Below are 15,905 nucleotides of genomic sequence, written 5' to 3' on the forward strand. Positions count from 1 at the left end.
AAAAACGACCTGCGTTGCCGCTACTTCGCTAACGTTTTTCAATCGCCTGCTAACCCAGACGCAGACGACCAGCGCCCACCAGCCAGCTGTACACCACGTAGAGCAGCAGCGTGGCGACCAGCAGCAAACCGCCCAGTGCGGTGGCCATGCCCCAGTTGATGGTGGTGTTGGTGTAGAAGGCGACGAAGTAGCTGACCATCTGGTCGCTCGGGCTGCCGAGCAGCGCCGGGGTGATGTAGTAGCCGATGGACAGGATGAACACCAGCAGGCAACCCGCGCCGACGCCGGCCAGGGTCTGCGGGAAATACACCCGCCAGAAACTGGCGAACGGATGACAGCCGAGGGAGATCGCCGCCCGCATGTAGCTCGGCGAGATGCCCTTCATCACGCTGTAGATCGGCAGGATCATGAACGGCAGCATGATGTGCACCATGGAGATGTACACGCCGGTACGGTTGAAGACCAGCTCCAGCGGCTGATCGATGAAACCGAGCTTGATCAGCGCCGAATTGATCAGCCCGCCCGACTGCAGCAGCACGATCCAGGCGGCGACGCGCACCAGGATCGAGGTCCAGAATGGCAACAGCACCATGATCATCAGCAGGTTGCCCTGGCGGGTCGGCAGGTTGGCCAGCAGGTAGGCCAGCGGATAGGCCAGCGCCAGGCAGATGGCGGTGATCACCGCGCCCATCCAGAAGGTGCGGGCGAAGATGTCCAGGTAGATGGCCTGATCCGGCGTGGTCTTGACCACGGCGCCGCTGTCGTCGATGCGGTGATCCAGCGCAGCGAGCAGGTAATACGGCGTCCAGGCGCTGGTGTTGCGGCGGATCACCTGCCAATAGGCAGGGTCGCCCCAGCGCTCGTCGAAAGACTCCAGCGCATCCTTGTAGGAGGCCGGCTCGGCCTCGAACGGCAGTGCACGCCCGGTCTTGGCCAGCAGGCTGCGGTAACCGGCCAGCTCCATGTTCAGGCGCTTGGACAGATCACCCAGCTTCTGCTGCTCACGGGCCTCGGCCAGATCCAGTGCCAGCGCCTGGTAGACAGCCTCGGCGGGCAGGCCACGGCCGTCCCAGGTGTCGATGGCGGCAACGGTTCTCGGCATCGAGCCGATCACGTCCGGGTTGTCCACGCTGCGGTTGAGCAGCGCCACGATCGGCACCAGAAAGGTGAGGACGAGAAACAGCACCAGGGGCAGGATCAATGCCTGGGACTTGAGGCGATTCATCCGCTCGGCACGCGCCAGACGCTGCTTGAGCGAGGGGCCGGCGACCTCTGCATGGGGCACTGCTAGGGCCATGGGGCTAACTCCGGTGAAACAGATGAGAAATTCGGGGGAAGAGCCAGAGCGCCTGCATGCAGGCGCTCCTTAACCACAAGGGGTAGTACAGCGAGGGACTCGGGCCTTACTTCGCGGCCCAGGCGTTGAAGCGCTGCTCCAGCACCTCGCCGAAGTCGGCCCAGAAAGTCACGTCCATGGCCACCTGGTTGGCGATGTTCTGCGGGGCGGTCGGCAGGTCGGCGGCGACCTTGGCGTCCAGCAGGTCGACCGCTTTCGGGTTGACCGGCCCATAGGCGATGTTTTCCGAATAGGTCTTCTGGTTCTCCGGCTGCAGGGTGTAGGCGATGAATTTCAGGGCCTCGTCCTTGTTCTTCGCGCCTTTCGGGATGGCCCAGGCATCGAAGTCGTAGATGCCACCGTCCCACACCACTTTCAGGCTGCTGCCCTCTTTCTGGGTGGCGGCGATACGGCCGTTGTAGGCCGAGCTCATGACCACGTCACCGGAAGCGAGATACTGCGGCGGCTGGGCACCGGCTTCCCACCACTGGATGTAGGGCTTGAGCTCGTCGAGTTTCTTGAACGCGCGCTCCTGGCCGTCCTTGCTCGCCAGCACCTTGTAGACGTCTTTCGGCGCGACGCCGTCGGCCATCAGGGCGAACTCGAGGGTGTACTTGGCGCCCTTGCGCAGGCCACGCTTGCCGGGGAATTTCTTCACGTCCCAGAAATCGGCCCAACTGGTTGGCGCGGTGCTCAGCTTGTCGGCGTTGTAGGCCATGACGGTCGACCAGACGAAGAAGCCGACGCCACACAGGGAGGCGGCCCCCGGTACCAGGGCTTTCTTGTCGCCGACCACCGCGTAGTCGATCTCTTCGAACAGGTCTTCGTCGCAACCACGTGCCAGCTCGGGCGATTCCACTTCGACCAGGTCCCACGACACGCTGTTGGTGTCGACCATGGCCTTGACCTTGGCCATTTCACCGTTGTACTCGCCGGCGATGATCTTGCCGTTGCCTGCCGCTTCCCACGGCTGGTAGTAGGCCTTGACCTGGGCATCCTTGTTGGCGCCACCAAAGTTGATGACGGTGAGGTTCGCGGCGTGAACCTGTGCAGCGCAGACCAGCCCCAGTGTCAGCGCGGAAAGGGAGAATAGCTTCGACATTTTTATGTTGGCTCCAAGTGCTGTGGTAAAGCGCAAAACGCCGATCATTCCGCGGACAGCGGATCAAGGGCGCGGACGTGCTCGACCTGCCAGCCGAGCGGAATCACGTCGCCGACGGCGAGCGCGGGATCGAGCTCGGCAATCGGCTGTTTGACGAAGAAATCGGCCTTGCCACATACCTCCAGGCGAACCCGTACATGGTCACCCAGGTAGATGAACTCCGACACACGACCAGAAAAGCGGTTATCGCAGCCCTCTGCAGCGGTATTCAGGCGAATGCGCTCGGGGCGAATCGACAGGCTCACCGCATCGCCAGGCTGGCCGACATTGACGGCCAGGGCCCGGACCTTCTCGCCGCGACTCAACTGCACGGTGCAGTTGTCACCATTGCGTTCCACCAACTGGCCGGCAAATCGGTTGTTCTCGCCGATGAACTGGGCGACGAAGGTATTGCGCGGCGCCTCGTAGAGTTCTCGCGGCGGAGCGATCTGCTGGATCTCGCCCTGATGGAACACGGCGACGCGGTCGGACATGGTCAGCGCTTCGCTCTGGTCGTGGGTCACGTACACCACGGTCACGCCCAGGCGTTGGTGGATGTGCTTGATTTCCATCTGCATGTGTTCGCGCAGTTGCTTGTCCAGCGCGCCGAGGGGTTCGTCCATCAGCACCAATTGCGGCTCGAACACCAGCGCACGGGCCAGGGCCACGCGCTGCTGCTGGCCACCGGAGAGCTGCGCCGGGTAACGACCGGAGAAAGCGTCGAGCTGAACCATGGACAGCGCACGCTTGACCCGCTCACCGACGTCGGCCTTGCTCATGCCACGCACGCTGAGGGGGAATGCCAGGTTCTCGGCGACGGTCATGTGCGGGAACAGTGCGTAGTTCTGGAACACCATGCCGATGTCGCGTTTGTGCGGCGGCACGTTGTTCAGGCGCTTGCCGGCCAGGGTGATCTCCCCGGCCGTGGGCGTCTCGAAACCGGCCAGCATCATCAGGCTGGTGGTCTTGCCGGAGCCGGACGGCCCGAGCAGGGTCAGGAACTCGCCCTTGCGGATGTCCAGGTTGAGGTCCTTGACGATCAGGTTCTCGCCGTCGTAGCTCTTTTGCACGCCACGAAAGCTGACCAGGATGTCGCTCGAAGAAGTGTCGCCCATTACCGCACCTGCCTGTTGTTCTACCGTGCCCCAAGACTAGAACCGGCGATAGGAGCTGCAAATCGGGCGTAATGACACTTTGCTATAAGGCAGTCGGAAAGGTGTCTGTAGGGCGATTCCTACAACGATGTCGCAAATGGACAAGCCTGCGGACAGCGAGCCCGATTCCGTCAGGCAGCATGCCCCGCCAGGGTGTCGTGAACAGACAAGAGGCGCATCAGACCAGCTTGTGCTCGACCGCGTAGCGCACCAGGTCGGCGACCGAATTGAGGTTGAGCTTCTGCATCAGGCGCGCTTTATGGGTGCTGATGGTCTTGCTGCTGAGCGCCAGGTGGGCGGCGATCTCGTTGACGCCCTCACCCTGCACCAGGCGCTCGAATACCGAGAACTCACGTTCGGAAAGCCGCGCGTGTGGGGGGCGCGAGTCGGTCAGGCCGACCTCGAAGACCATGCGGTCGGCCAGGTCCGGGTCGATGTAACGCCCACCGGCGGCCACCTTGCGGATCGCGGTGAGCAGCAGGGCCGGGTCGCTGTCCTTGGTGGCATAGCCGGCCGCACCGATCTTCAACGCGCGGGCGGCCATCTGCGCCTCGTCATGCATCGACAGCACCAGAATCGCCGGCGGCTGGGCCAGGGCGCGAATGCGCGGAATCGCTTCCAGGCCGTTGACGCCGGGCATCGAGATGTCCAGCAAGACCACTTCACAGGGCGTGTTGCGCAAGGTCTCCAGCAACTGCTCGCCGTTGCTCGCCTCCCCGGCCACTTGCAGGTCACGGGCCATGCCGATCAGTTGCTTGATGCCTTCACGGACGATGGTGTGGTCTTCGGCTACCAGTACTCGGATCACGTGTTCCCCCTGTTCACTTTTCGGACACACACTCGCTCAGCGGCACCCTCACCCGTAACAGGGTACCCTCGCCGGGGCGACTGTCGAGGGTCAATTGCCCGCCGAGCATCAGCACCCGCTCGCGCATGCCCACCAGGCCGAAGGAGTCGGCCCGCACCGCAGCGGGATGGAAACCGCGGCCGTCATCGCCGATCGACAGGCGCAGGCTGTCGCCCAACAGCTCCAGGCGTACGGTCACCGTGTGCGCTTCGGCATGACGCAGGACGTTGGTCAGCGACTCCTGAAGGATGCGGAACAGCCCGGTCGCCTTGGCGTCGCTCAGCGGCGGTACGCTCTCGGGCACCTCGACCAGGCAGGGAATCTGCGTACGTGCCTCGAAGCGCCGCGCCTGCCATTCGATGGCCGAGGCGATACCGGCATCCAGGATCGGCGGGCGCAGTGCCGTGGCCACATCGCGCACCAGTTGGAACAACTGGGCGATCAGCTTCTTCATGTTGTCCAGGCGCTCGCGCAGGCCGGGGTCGAGATCGGCGAAGCCCAGCTCGCACATCGAGGTTTCCAGCTTGAGCACAGTGAGCACCTGGCCCAGCTCGTCGTGCACCTCCCGGGCGATACGGGCCTTTTCCTCCTCGCGCACGCTCTCCAGGTGAGCCGACAGATCGCGCAGACGCACCTGCGATTCGGCCAGCGCCAGCTCGTTGCGCTTGTTCTCGCTGATGTCCCAGACCACGCCGTCCCAGATCAGCCGACCGTCGGCCATGCGCCTGGCCATGGCCTTGATGTCGACCCAGCGCGACTCACCGGCGTGGGTGAGCATGCGCCCCTGCCAGTGCCAATCGCTGTCGCTGGCGAAGGCGCGCTCCTGGACGCGGTGGTAGTCGGCCTTGTCGTCCGGGTGCACCAGGCTGCGCAGGCCGTGATCGGGCGCCAGCAGCGTCGAGGCCCGATAACCGACCAGGCTTTCGCTGCCCTCGCCGATGAAGGCGAACAACGCCGGATCGCCAGGCCGCGCACGCTCCAGGCGAAACACCACGCCAGGCACGTTGGCGGCGATGCCCTGCAGCCGCGCCTCGCTCTCCTGCAGCGCGGCCAGGGCACGCCGACGCTCGGTGACATCGGTGATGAACACCACCAGGTATTCGGTATCGCGGTACTGCAGGAAACTCAGCGAGACGTCCACCGGCAAGCGGCTGCCATCGGCCCGCAGGCATTCGGTCTCGAAGCTCGGCGGCCGCTCGTCACCACTGCGCGCCAGCCGCCACAGGTTGAGCCAGCGGTCCATGTTCAGGTCCGGCTCGAAATCACTCAGCGGCCGGTCGACCACGCCGCCCGCGCGACAACCGAGCATCGTCTCCGCCGCGCGGTTGGCGTAACGCACATGACTGTCCCAGTTGACCCAGAGGATGCCCACCGTGCTGTTATCGATGGAGAACTGCGACAACCGCAGGGCATCACGCGCGACCTCGCGCAGCTCGATCTCGTGGCGCGCAGCGAGCAGGCGAAACTCCAGGGTATCGCGCTGGCGCCGCACCCAGAGCGCCAACAGCAACGCGAACACCAGTAGCAGGCCGAGCAGCAGACTGATCCCCCGCCAGAAGCTCGCCGACGCATCCTGCTGTTGATAACTCGGTGGCAGCCAGCGGCTGTGCAGGTCATCCAGCTCCCGGGCCGGCACACTGCGCAACGCGACATCGACGATGGCCGACAGCTCTGGCCAGTCACGCCTGCTGGCGACGCGCAGCAACTGCGGAAACCCGATATCGCCGACGATCGCCAGCCCCAGGAACTCCGCCTCACGGGACAGGCGCCCCAGTTGCGCCTCATCGAGCACCGCGTAGCTGGCCTGCTGGTTGAGCACCCGCTGCAGGGCCTGGCGCGGCGAGCTGGCGGTCTCCAGCTTGAGCTTCGGGTAGCTGCTGTGCAGATAGTCGAGTACCGCCTGCGATACTTTCATGGCGATCGGCGAGCGCCCGTCGAGCTGCTCGAGATCGACCGCCCCGCCACTGCCGCGCTCGCCGATCAGCAGATGCGATACACGCAGGAAGGGATCGGAAAACACCCAGCGACGCAGCCCCGCGGGGGTCTGGCCAAGGCCACTGGCGAGGTCGATCTGATCGTTGTGCAGCGCCAGCTCCAACTCCTCCTGGGTCTGGAAGGTTCGCCAGCGCAATTGCACGCCCATCAACGTGGCCAGCATGTGCATCACCTCGACATTGGCACCGGTAAGACGGTGCAGACGTCGGTCGAGCTGGGCATAGGGCGCCTGCAGGACGACACCGGCACGCAATACCGGGTGCTCGGCCAGCCAGCGCTGCTGCGCAGCATCGAAGATTGCAGCGGGCCCGGGCGGCGGCTCATCCGCCCACAGCAGTCTCGGCACGCTCAGCATCAGGAGAAACAGCCAGCGGTGGATCATGCTCGGATACCGAAAAACGCGAGGAGACAGCGAGGGCGAACGCGCGCTGCGAAAGCAGCATTAAGCTACATCAGGGCCTGACAAATCCACGACAAGTTAGGGTCTGTTACCGTGCCCGCACGATCGGGCCGTGCCCATGGCTTGCGTTGAAACGCCAACAGAACCTAGTCTCTAGGCGCTATCCACCTCGAGCCCTACGATGACGCGCTTCCGACACCTGCCCCCCTACGCGCTGTGCCTGGCGCTGCTGGCGCCCAGCCTGCTCGCCCTGGGCGATCAGAGCCCGCCGTCCGAAGCCGGCGCCAAGACCGATACCAAGCCCGAGCAGCGCGCGCCTCTGGCCGAACGCAGTGACCTCGAGGCCCTGGCACTCGAACGCCAGCTGGCGGCCAACGAGCAGCAACGCCTCGACGCCGCCGGCACGCCGTTTCTCGCCCTCTGGCTGCCAGCCAACGATCCGGCCCCCAAGGGGGCGGTGATTCTGCTACCGGGGGATGACGAAAGCGCCGACGCGCCGCGGGTCATCGGTCCGCTGCGGCAGAAATTGCCGGATGCCGGCTGGCACAGCCTGAGTGTAAGCCTGCCGGATCCCCAGGGCGCCAACCTGCCACTGCGCAGCGCCGAGCCGGCCCCGACCGGCGGCGACTCGACGGCCGGAAAGCCTGCGGAAAAACCTGCCGAGCCAGCCGCTGCAGAGCCGCCCTCCCCCAGCGAAGCGGCGCAAACCGCAGAAGCCGCGCGTGCCGCTCATCTCGAGCGGGTGTTCGCGCGTATCGACGCAGGCATCGCCTTTGCCGGGCAGCAACAGGCCAAGCGCGTGGTGCTGCTGGGCCACGGCAGCGGGGCTTACTGGGCCGCCCGCTATATCGCCGAACGCAAGCCGGCCAATGTCAGCCACCTGCTGCTGGTGGATATCAGCCAGCCGGAAGGCTTCGACTCGCCGCTCAATGACCTGCTGGCGCAGCTCAAGGCCAGCGTCGGTGACTTCTATTACCGCGACAGTCCCACCGCGCGACAGGCCGCGCTGTTGCGCAAGCAACTGAGCCAGCGGCAGAAGCAGCCCGCTTTCGTGCAGGTCGGCCTGGACGCCCTGCCGGGCAACCCGGACGTGGCCGAAGAGCAGTTGTACCGGCGCTTGCGCGGCTGGCTCGACAAACAGGCGGGCGGCGGTAAATAGGCTTTCGGCAAGGCGGCCCCGGACCGGCCTGAGTCAGCCAGGCATCCTTTCCGCTCCAGGCGCCGCCTACGTTGCGGTCAGCGGAAGCCCCGGCGCTGGCGAATCAACGCATAGGCGTTGTGCAGTTCGCGGGTCGCTTCGGTGGCTTCGCGAACCTTTTCCGGGGCCGCGCCGCTGCCGGCCATCTTGTCGGGGTGATGACGGCTGAGCAGGCGCCGATAGGCTTTCTTGACCTGCTGGGCATCACTGTCGGCATTCACCCCGAGCAGACGCAACGCCTGCTGATAGGTGTCAGGGGCTGCGGTCGGTGGCCCACGCCGCGGCGCGCACGCTGCACTCAGCGCGTCCTGGGCGGCGGCCGACACCCCCAGCCATTTGCCCCACAGCAGAATCAGCTCGCGCTCGGCCTGCCCCACGCGACCATCGGCCCAGGCCATGCGCCAGCAGGCGCGCAACAGGGCGTCCGCATCACCACGGCGGCGCTGCAGGGGGCCATGCAGGTTGTCCTGCCCGGTCTTGCCACGGGAAAAGGCCTCGATGGCGCCGGCCTTCGCCGCCTCGCCAACGGCCAGGCGCTGCATCTCGGCACGGGCCTGGCGGATGTGCGCCTGCTGCACCACGCCATCGCTCTTGGCTAGGCGACCGAGCATGACGAACAACAATTGCTCGTCGCCGACCGCCGGCGTGCTGCGCAGTCGCTCGAACAGCCTCTTCCAGCCACGCAGGCCGAGGCGCCGGTCGAGCACCTGGCCAAGCAGGCCGCCGAGCAGCAGCCCGGGAATGCTCGCCAGGGCATAGCCCGCCACGGCACCGACCAGCGTCAGGGGCCAGTACATCTCAGCGCCCGCCCATCAGCAGGCGTTCGACCTCAGCCAGGCGCTCATGGGTGCCGACATCCACCCAGCAACCGGAGAACCGCTCGCCACTCACCGCCCCTGCCGCCATGGCATTGCGCAGCAGCGGGGCGAGCTTGAAGGCGCCCGGCCGGCAGCCCTCGAACAACGCCGCGTGCAGCACGGCGATACCGCTGTAGGTCAGGCTGTCGCGGCCTGCTACGGCATCTGCGACCTGGCCGTCCTGCAGCAGGAAGTCGCCTTGCGGGTGGTGTGGCGGATTGTCCACCAACACCAGATGCGCCTGCCCGCGCAGTGGACGGCGCAGGGTGGCGAAATCGTAATCCGTGAAGATATCGCCATTGACCACCACGAATGGCTCGTCACCCAGCAATGGCAGGGCCTTGAAGATCCCCCCTCCGGTTTCCAGCGGCTCCCCCTCTGCCGAATAGCGAATGCGCACGCCATAACGCTCGCCCTCGCCGAGATAATCCTCGATCTGCTGACCGAGCCAGGCGTGATTGACCACCAGTTCGTTAAAACCGGCGCGGGCCAGGGCCCGCACGTGGTAGTCGATCAGCGGCACACCGGCGGCCTTGACCAGGGGTTTGGGCGTGTGCAGCGTCAGCGGCCGCAGCCGCTCACCCTTGCCAGCGGCGAGAATCATGGCCTTCATCGAGCGGCCTCCACCTGTTTGAGCTGAGCAAGCAATTCAGCAAGCTCCGCCAGCTCCGGTCGCCTGCCGAGTACCGCTTCTATATAAGCGAAGAAACGCGGCACGTCGGCCAGGTAGCGCGGCTTGCCGTCCCGGTGGCAGATGCGCGCGAAGATGCCGATCACCTTGAGGTGACGCTGCACCCCCATCAGGTCGCTGGCCCGCAGGAAGTCCTGCACATCCTCCTGTACCGGTATGCCCACGGCACGGGCCTGCTGCCAGTAACCCTCGAGCCAGGCCTGCACGCGCGCCTCCGGCCAACTGAGGAAAGCATCCTTGAACAGGCTGGTGACGTCGTAGGTAACGGGGCCATAGACGGCGTCCTGAAAGTCCAGCACACCGGGATTGGGCTCGCTGATCATCAGGTTGCGCGGCATGTAGTCGCGGTGTACCAGCACCTTGGGCTGGGCCAGGGCACTGTCGGTCAGCAGCCTGCAGATACGCTCCCAGGCCGCCTGCTGCGCGGCATCGAAGGTGATGCCCAACTCCCGGGCGACGTACCAGTCGGGGAACAATTGCAGCTCCCGGCGCAGCAGGGCATCGTCGTAGTGCGGCAATGACGCATCCATCGGCAACCGCTGATAGGCCAGCAAGGCATCGATGGCAGGCGCGAACAGGCTGTCGGCATTGTCGCCGTCGATCACATCCAGGTAGGTCTGGCGTCCCAGGTCACTGAGCAGCAGGAAACCCTGCTCGAGATCCGCCGCATGGATATGCGGCACATTGAGCCCGGCATGCGCCAGCAAGGCAGCCACGTCGACGAACGGTCGGCAATTTTCCTGCGGCGGCGGCGCATCCATGACGATCAGGCTGCGGCCAGCGGCCTGCCAACGGAAATACCGGCGAAAGCTGGCGTCGCTGCTGGCCGCTTGCAGCGGGGCCTCTGGCACTTCCCCCCACTGCCTGGAGGCGAATAGCTCCTGCAACTGAGGGGCGAGCCACTGTTGCAGGCGTTGCAGACGTACATCGTGATCAGGCATTACAAGGGTCTCCGACGGCGCTAGCCGTTGCGCGGGTCATGCTTTATTATCCAGCATCTTTTTCAGCCCATCGAGAGGCGTGCGGCCCCTGGGCCAAAAGCGCACAGGAAGCCCGGAAAACAAGATGGCAGTAAAATACCCCGCTTTTCGTAAGAAATTCCCGCTTCTGGTAACGGGTGGCCTGCTGGCCATGCAGCCCTTCGCCAGTCCGTTCGCCACCGCTGCCGAACAGTTCGATTGCCAGGCATCGCCTGCTGGCGGTTGGGCCTGTGCACCGAAGACCAGTACGGCCAATCTACCGGTCCGTCCGACGCACAGCGCCAATTCGGTGAGCACAGGCACAGGCACAGGAGCAACGGTAGCGGCCAAGCCTGATACCAAGGCCGCACCGACGCAAGTCACCGAAAGTGGTGGCCGCGCGCTGGCCTCGCGCAGTGCAGACTACAGCCACCTCGACTGGGTTCCGCGCGAACAGTTGACCAGCGCACAGTTGGCCGAGATTGGCCCTTCCTGCTCCGGCGCCTACATCGAGCCAAGCCGACCCGGCATGAACGACACGACGCCGATGAGCGAGGCACCGATGTTCGTTTCCGCCCGCGCCTCGCGCTATCAGCAGGAAGAGCAGGTCGCCACCCTCGCCGGTGATGTGGTCGTGCGACAGGCCGGCATGCAGGTCGAGGCGGACGAAGCCAACCTGCACCAGGCTGAAAACCGTGGCGAGCTGGTCGGCAACGTGCGCCTGCGCGACAAGGGCGCCCTGGTCGTCGGCGACCGGGCAGAGCTGCAGCTCGACAACGGCGAGGCGAAGATCGACAACGCCGAGTACGTGATGCACGCCGCTCACGTGCGCGGCAGCGCGGCCTACGCCAAACGCGAAGAAACCGCGATCATCCGCCTCAAGGATGGTACCTACACCAGTTGCGAACCTGGCAGCAACACCTGGCACCTGACGGGTAACAACATCACCCTGAACCCGGCGACCGGCTTCGGCACCGCCACCAACGTCACCCTGCGGGTCAAGGATTTCCCGGCGTTCTATACACCGTATATCTACTTCCCGATCGATGACCGTCGCCAGTCCGGCTTCCTGCCGCCGAGTTTCGGCAGCTCGAGCGACAACGGCCTGACCCTGCAGACCCCTTACTATTTCAACCTGGCGCCGAACTTCGACGCCACCCTGTACCCGACCTACATGGCCGATCGTGGCCTGCTGCTCGAAGGCGAGTTCCGCTACCTGACCCGCAACAGCGAAGGTCAGGTCGGTGCCGCCTACCTCGACGACAGCAATGACGATCGCGAGCTGCAGTCCAGTTACAAGGACCAGCGCTGGATGTACAGCTGGCAGCACAAGCAGGGCCTGAATGAGCGCCTGCTGGCCGAGGTCGACTACACCGATATCAGCGACCCGTACTACTTCCAGGATCTGGATACCGACCTGGGCCTCGACATCAATACCTACGTCGACCAGCGCGGCACCCTGACCTGGCGCGGTGACAGCTACACGGCCAGCCTCAATGCCCACGCCTACGAGTTGGCCACCATCACCGACGTGACGCCCTACGACCGCCTGCCGCAGATCACCCTGGACGGCACATTGCCGTTCCAGCCCGGTGGCCTGAACTTCACCTACGGTACTGAGCTGGTGCGTTTTGATCGCGACCTGCGTGATGGTTTCTACATCGACAAGAATGGCAACCCCGAAGCACGCTGGAACGATGCAAACATCAGTGGCCTGGCCCGTGCCAATGGCACGCGACTGCATGTGGAGCCAGGTGTCAGTCTGCCGCTGGACTGGAGCTGGGGCTTCGTCAAACCCCAGGTCAAGTACCTGCAAACTAACTATGATCTGGATCTCGATCAGCAAGGCAAGGATACGTTGCTCGCTGGCGAGCAGTACAACAGCAGTCAGAGCCGCGGCGTCGGCCTGTTCAGCGTCGACAGTGGCCTGTACTTCGACCGCGACACTTCGCTGTTCGGCCGCGAAGCCCGTCAGACCCTCGAACCACGCCTGTTCTATCTCTACGTCCCCGAGGAAGACCAGACCGATATCCCGGTATTCGACAGCGGCGAAAGCAGCTTCAGCTATGCCTCGCTGTGGCGAGAAAATCGTTTCAGCGGCAAGGATCGTATTGGCGACGAGAACAAACTGTCTTTCGGCGTGACCAGCCGCTGGATCGAGCCCAACGGTTTCGAGCGCCAACGCTTCAGCATCGGCCAGGCCTTCTACTTCGAAGACCGCAAGGTACAGATGCCCGGTATCGACTATCGTGACCGCGACGAGGCGCAGTCTTCGGTATCGCCTTATGCCCTGGAATACATGTATCGCTACAACCAGGACTGGCGCTTCACCTCGGACTTCAACTGGGATCCGGACAGCCACCGCACCCGCTCGGGCAGCGCGATGTTCCACTACCAGCCAGCCGACAACCCGCGCAAGATCGTCAATGCCGGTTATCGCTACCGCAATGACACCCTGAACTACAACCAGCAATCCGGCCTGTGGTCCTACGGGGGCGATTATGGGACACCCAGCGACCCTTACTACATCAAGGACTACTACAAGATCGACCAGCATGACTTCTCCGTCATCTGGCCCATCGGCCCGCAGTGGAGCGTCATTTCCCGCTGGCAGTACGACTACGGCCGCAACCGTACCCTGGAAGCCTTCGGTGGTTTCGAGTACGACAGCTGCTGCTGGAAGCTGCGCGTCATCAACCGCTACTGGATCGACTACGACGAGGTCAGCCTCAACCCCTCGCGCAACGACGAGCCGGATAACGGCATCTTCCTGCAAATCGTCCTCAAGGGCCTGGGCGGCGTGACTGGCAACAACGTCGAGACTTTCCTCGACAAAGGCATTCAAGGTTATCGTGAACGTGAAGATCAAGCTTTCTGAGTGTGTGCGCCCGTTGCTGATGGGCGCACTGTTTCTGGGTACCGCGGCGCACGCCGATGTACAGCCCCTCAACCGCGTGGTGGCGATCGTCGATAACGACGTGATCATGCAGACTCAGCTCGACGCCCGCGTCCGCGAGGTGCAACAGACCATCGCCAAGCGCGGCGCCGAGGTGCCGCCGGCCGATGTCCTGACCCAGCAGGTGCTGGATCGCCTGATCATCGAGAACATCCAGTTGCAGATGGGCGAGCGCTCCGGCATCCGCATCAGCGACGAAGAACTGAACCAGGCCATCACCACCATCGCCCAGCGCAACGGCATGAGTATCGAGCAGTTCCGTGCCGCGCTGGCCCAGGACGGCCTGTCGTTCAACGAGGCCCGCGACCAGGTTTCCCGCGAGATGGTCATCAGCCGCGTACGCCAGCGCCGGGTGGCCGAGCGCATCCAGGTGACGGAGCAGGAAGTGAAGAACTTCCTGGCGTCCGATCTGGGCAAGATGCAACTGTCGGAAGAGTTCCACCTGGCCAATATCGTCGTCCCGGTCCAGGAAAACGCCTCCTCCAAAGCGCTGCAGACCGCCGAGCGCCGCGCTCAGGACATCTACCAGCAGGCCCGCCAGGGCGCCGACTTCGGTCAGTTGGCGATCGCCAACTCGGCCAGTGAAACTGCGCTGGACGGCGGCGACATGGGTTGGCGCAAGGCCGCTCAACTGCCGCCGCCCTTCGACAGCATGCTAGGCGCCATGAGCGTCGGCGACGTGACCGAGCCGGTCCGCACACCGGGCGGTTTCATTCTGCTCAAGGTGCTGGAAAAGCGTGGTGGCGAGGCCGCCGCCGTACGTGACGAAGTGAACGTGCGCCACATCCTGATCAAGCCCAGCGAGATCCGCAGCGAAGCCGAAGCCCAGGTTCTGGCGGAGCGTCTCTACCAGCGCATCCAATCCGGGGAAGACTTCGCCGAACTGGCGAAAAGCTTTTCCGAAGATCCCGGCTCGGCCCTCAATGGCGGCAGCCTGAACTGGATAGACCCCAACGCGTTGGTTCCCGAGTTCCGCGAAGTGATGAACAACACCGCCAGCGGTGAGGTCTCCAAGCCATTCAAGAGCCAGTTCGGCTGGCACGTCCTGCAGGTCATGGGCCGTCGTGCCACCGACAGCAGCGAGCAGGTGCGTGAGCAACAGGCACTCAACCTGTTGCGCAACCGCAAGTACGAGGAAGAACTGCAGACCTGGCTACGCCAGATCCGCGACGAGGCCTACGTGGAAATCAAGCTGTAGATACAGTGTGATGCTGCACTGAAGAGCCCGGCCCAGCGCCGGGCTTTTTCATTTGCGCCTGCGCTAGAATCCCCAACGCCCTGCCCTCGAGAGCCGATCATGACCCACTGCCTGCGTTTCGCCCTCACCCCCGGAGAACCCGCCGGCATCGGCCCGGACCTGTGCCTGCTGCTCGCCCGCGAACGCCAGGCCCATGCACTGGTCTGCATCGCCAGCACGGCACTGATGCGGGAGCGCGCCGGGCAACTGGGGCTGGATATCAGACTGATCGAAACCGGCCCCGGTGACTGGCCGCAGCAGCCGGCCCCTGCCGGTAGCCTGCATGTGTGGGATACACCACTGGGGCGCCCGGTGAGAACCGGCCAACTGGACCAGGCCAACGCGGCCTACGTACTGCACACCCTGACCCGGGCGGGCCAGGGCTGCCTGAACGGCGACTTCGCCGGGCTGATCACCGCCCCGGTGCACAAAGGCATCATCAACGAGGCCGGCATCGCGTTTTCCGGCCACACGGAGTTTCTCGCCGACCTGACACATACCGAGCAGGTGGTGATGATGCTGGCAACCCGCGGCCTGCGGGTTGCCCTGGTGACCACCCACCTACCGATCAAGGAAGTGGCCGGCGCAATCAGCGCAGAGCGCCTGCAGCGCGTGACACGCATCCTGCATGCCGACCTGCGCACCAAGTTCGGTATCGCCGAACCACGCATCCTGGTCTGCGGGCTCAATCCTCACGCCGGTGAAGGCGGTCACCTCGGCCGCGAGGAAATCGACATCATCGAGCCCGCACTGCAACGCCTGCGTAGCGAGGGCATGAACCTGATCGGCCCATTGCCGGCCGACACGCTGTTCACGCCAAAGCATCTGGAGCACTGCGACGCGGTGCTGGCCATGTACCACGACCAGGGGCTGCCGGTACTCAAGTACCAAGGCTTCGGCGCCGCCGTGAACGTGACCCTGGGCCTGCCGATCATTCGCACCTCGGTCGACCACGGCACTGCCCTGGATCTGGCCGGCAGCGGCCGGATCGATTGCGGCAGCCTGCAGGTCGCGCTGGAGACCGCCTATGAAATGGCCCAGGCTGGCCGCATGCTGAACGCGACAAGCCACAAGTCGAAGCGCTGAAGCGGCACAGACACGTTCCCTGCTAAACTGCGCGTTTTCGCCTGATCG

12 protein-coding genes are annotated in these 15,905 nt (G+C 64.6%); 4 read left to right on the forward strand and 8 right to left on the reverse strand.

Annotated features, from left to right (window positions below):
• Positions 1–49: 49 nt before the first annotated feature.
• The 5 genes from BLR94_RS12920 to BLR94_RS12940 all read right to left on the reverse strand — a co-directional run bounded on the left by BLR94_RS12920 (position 50) and on the right by BLR94_RS12940 (position 6,855).
• On the reverse strand, positions 50–1,297 hold the full coding sequence (locus BLR94_RS12920; protein WP_084305283.1) for an ABC transporter permease: 1,248 nt from the start codon (positions 1,295–1,297) through the stop codon (positions 50–52).
• A gap of 106 nt (positions 1,298–1,403) precedes the next feature.
• On the reverse strand, positions 1,404–2,438 hold the full coding sequence (locus tag BLR94_RS12925) for an ABC transporter substrate-binding protein (RefSeq protein WP_084305285.1): 1,035 nt from the start codon (positions 2,436–2,438) through the stop codon (positions 1,404–1,406).
• A 44-nt stretch (positions 2,439–2,482) separates the two neighbouring features.
• Entirely contained in the window at positions 2,483–3,592 is a 1,110-nt protein-coding gene (locus tag BLR94_RS12930; RefSeq protein WP_084305287.1) for an ABC transporter ATP-binding protein, read from the reverse strand.
• A 217-nt stretch (positions 3,593–3,809) separates the two neighbouring features.
• Positions 3,810–4,439, reverse strand: coding sequence for a response regulator (locus BLR94_RS12935; protein ID WP_084305289.1), 630 nt, complete (start codon positions 4,437–4,439; stop codon positions 3,810–3,812).
• 13 nt (positions 4,440–4,452) lie between these two features.
• Positions 4,453–6,855: a PAS domain-containing sensor histidine kinase gene (locus BLR94_RS12940; RefSeq protein WP_084305291.1), complete on the reverse strand. Its 2,403-nt coding sequence runs from the start codon at positions 6,853–6,855 to the stop codon at positions 4,453–4,455.
• Positions 6,856–7,054: 199 nt separating this feature from the next.
• On the opposite strand from BLR94_RS12940, the gene BLR94_RS12945 reads away from it, so the two are divergent.
• Positions 7,055–8,032: an alpha/beta hydrolase family protein gene (locus tag BLR94_RS12945; RefSeq protein ID WP_084305293.1), complete on the forward strand. Its 978-nt coding sequence runs from the start codon at positions 7,055–7,057 to the stop codon at positions 8,030–8,032.
• 77 nt (positions 8,033–8,109) lie between these two features.
• On the opposite strand, the gene BLR94_RS12950 is transcribed toward BLR94_RS12945, so the two are convergent.
• The 3 genes from BLR94_RS12950 to BLR94_RS12960 are packed head-to-tail and all read right to left on the reverse strand — an operon-like array spanning position 8,110 to position 10,560.
• Positions 8,110–8,868, reverse strand: a complete 759-nt coding sequence (locus tag BLR94_RS12950; RefSeq protein ID WP_084305295.1) for a DnaJ domain-containing protein — start codon at positions 8,866–8,868, stop codon at positions 8,110–8,112.
• Position 8,869: 1 nt separating this feature from the next.
• Positions 8,870–9,541, reverse strand: a complete 672-nt coding sequence (murU, locus tag BLR94_RS12955; protein ID WP_084305297.1) for an N-acetylmuramate alpha-1-phosphate uridylyltransferase MurU — start codon at positions 9,539–9,541, stop codon at positions 8,870–8,872.
• Complete coding sequence (locus BLR94_RS12960) at positions 9,538–10,560, reverse strand: aminoglycoside phosphotransferase family protein (protein ID WP_084305299.1); 1,023 nt, start codon at positions 10,558–10,560, stop codon at positions 9,538–9,540. Before BLR94_RS12960 ends, murU begins: the two co-directional genes overlap by 4 nt.
• 124 nt (positions 10,561–10,684) lie before the next feature.
• Between BLR94_RS12960 and BLR94_RS12965 the strand changes: the two genes are divergently transcribed.
• The 3 genes from BLR94_RS12965 to pdxA all read left to right on the forward strand — a co-directional run bounded on the left by BLR94_RS12965 (position 10,685) and on the right by pdxA (position 15,857).
• Positions 10,685–13,456, forward strand: a complete 2,772-nt coding sequence (locus BLR94_RS12965; protein ID WP_084305301.1) for an LPS-assembly protein LptD — start codon at positions 10,685–10,687, stop codon at positions 13,454–13,456.
• Positions 13,431–14,732 carry a peptidylprolyl isomerase gene (locus BLR94_RS12970; protein WP_084305303.1) on the forward strand — a complete coding sequence of 434 codons (1,302 nt, stop codon included), beginning with the start codon at positions 13,431–13,433 and terminating at the stop codon, positions 14,730–14,732. Before BLR94_RS12965 ends, BLR94_RS12970 begins: the two co-directional genes overlap by 26 nt.
• A 99-nt stretch (positions 14,733–14,831) precedes the next feature.
• Positions 14,832–15,857: a 4-hydroxythreonine-4-phosphate dehydrogenase PdxA gene (gene pdxA / locus BLR94_RS12975; RefSeq protein WP_084305304.1), complete on the forward strand. Its 1,026-nt coding sequence runs from the start codon at positions 14,832–14,834 to the stop codon at positions 15,855–15,857.
• Positions 15,858–15,905 lie beyond the last annotated feature (48 nt).

Origin of the sequence: Phytopseudomonas flavescens (genome assembly GCF_900100535.1) — a bacterium.
In the GTDB taxonomy this organism is placed as follows: Bacteria; Pseudomonadota; Gammaproteobacteria; order Pseudomonadales; family Pseudomonadaceae; genus Aquipseudomonas; species Aquipseudomonas flavescens.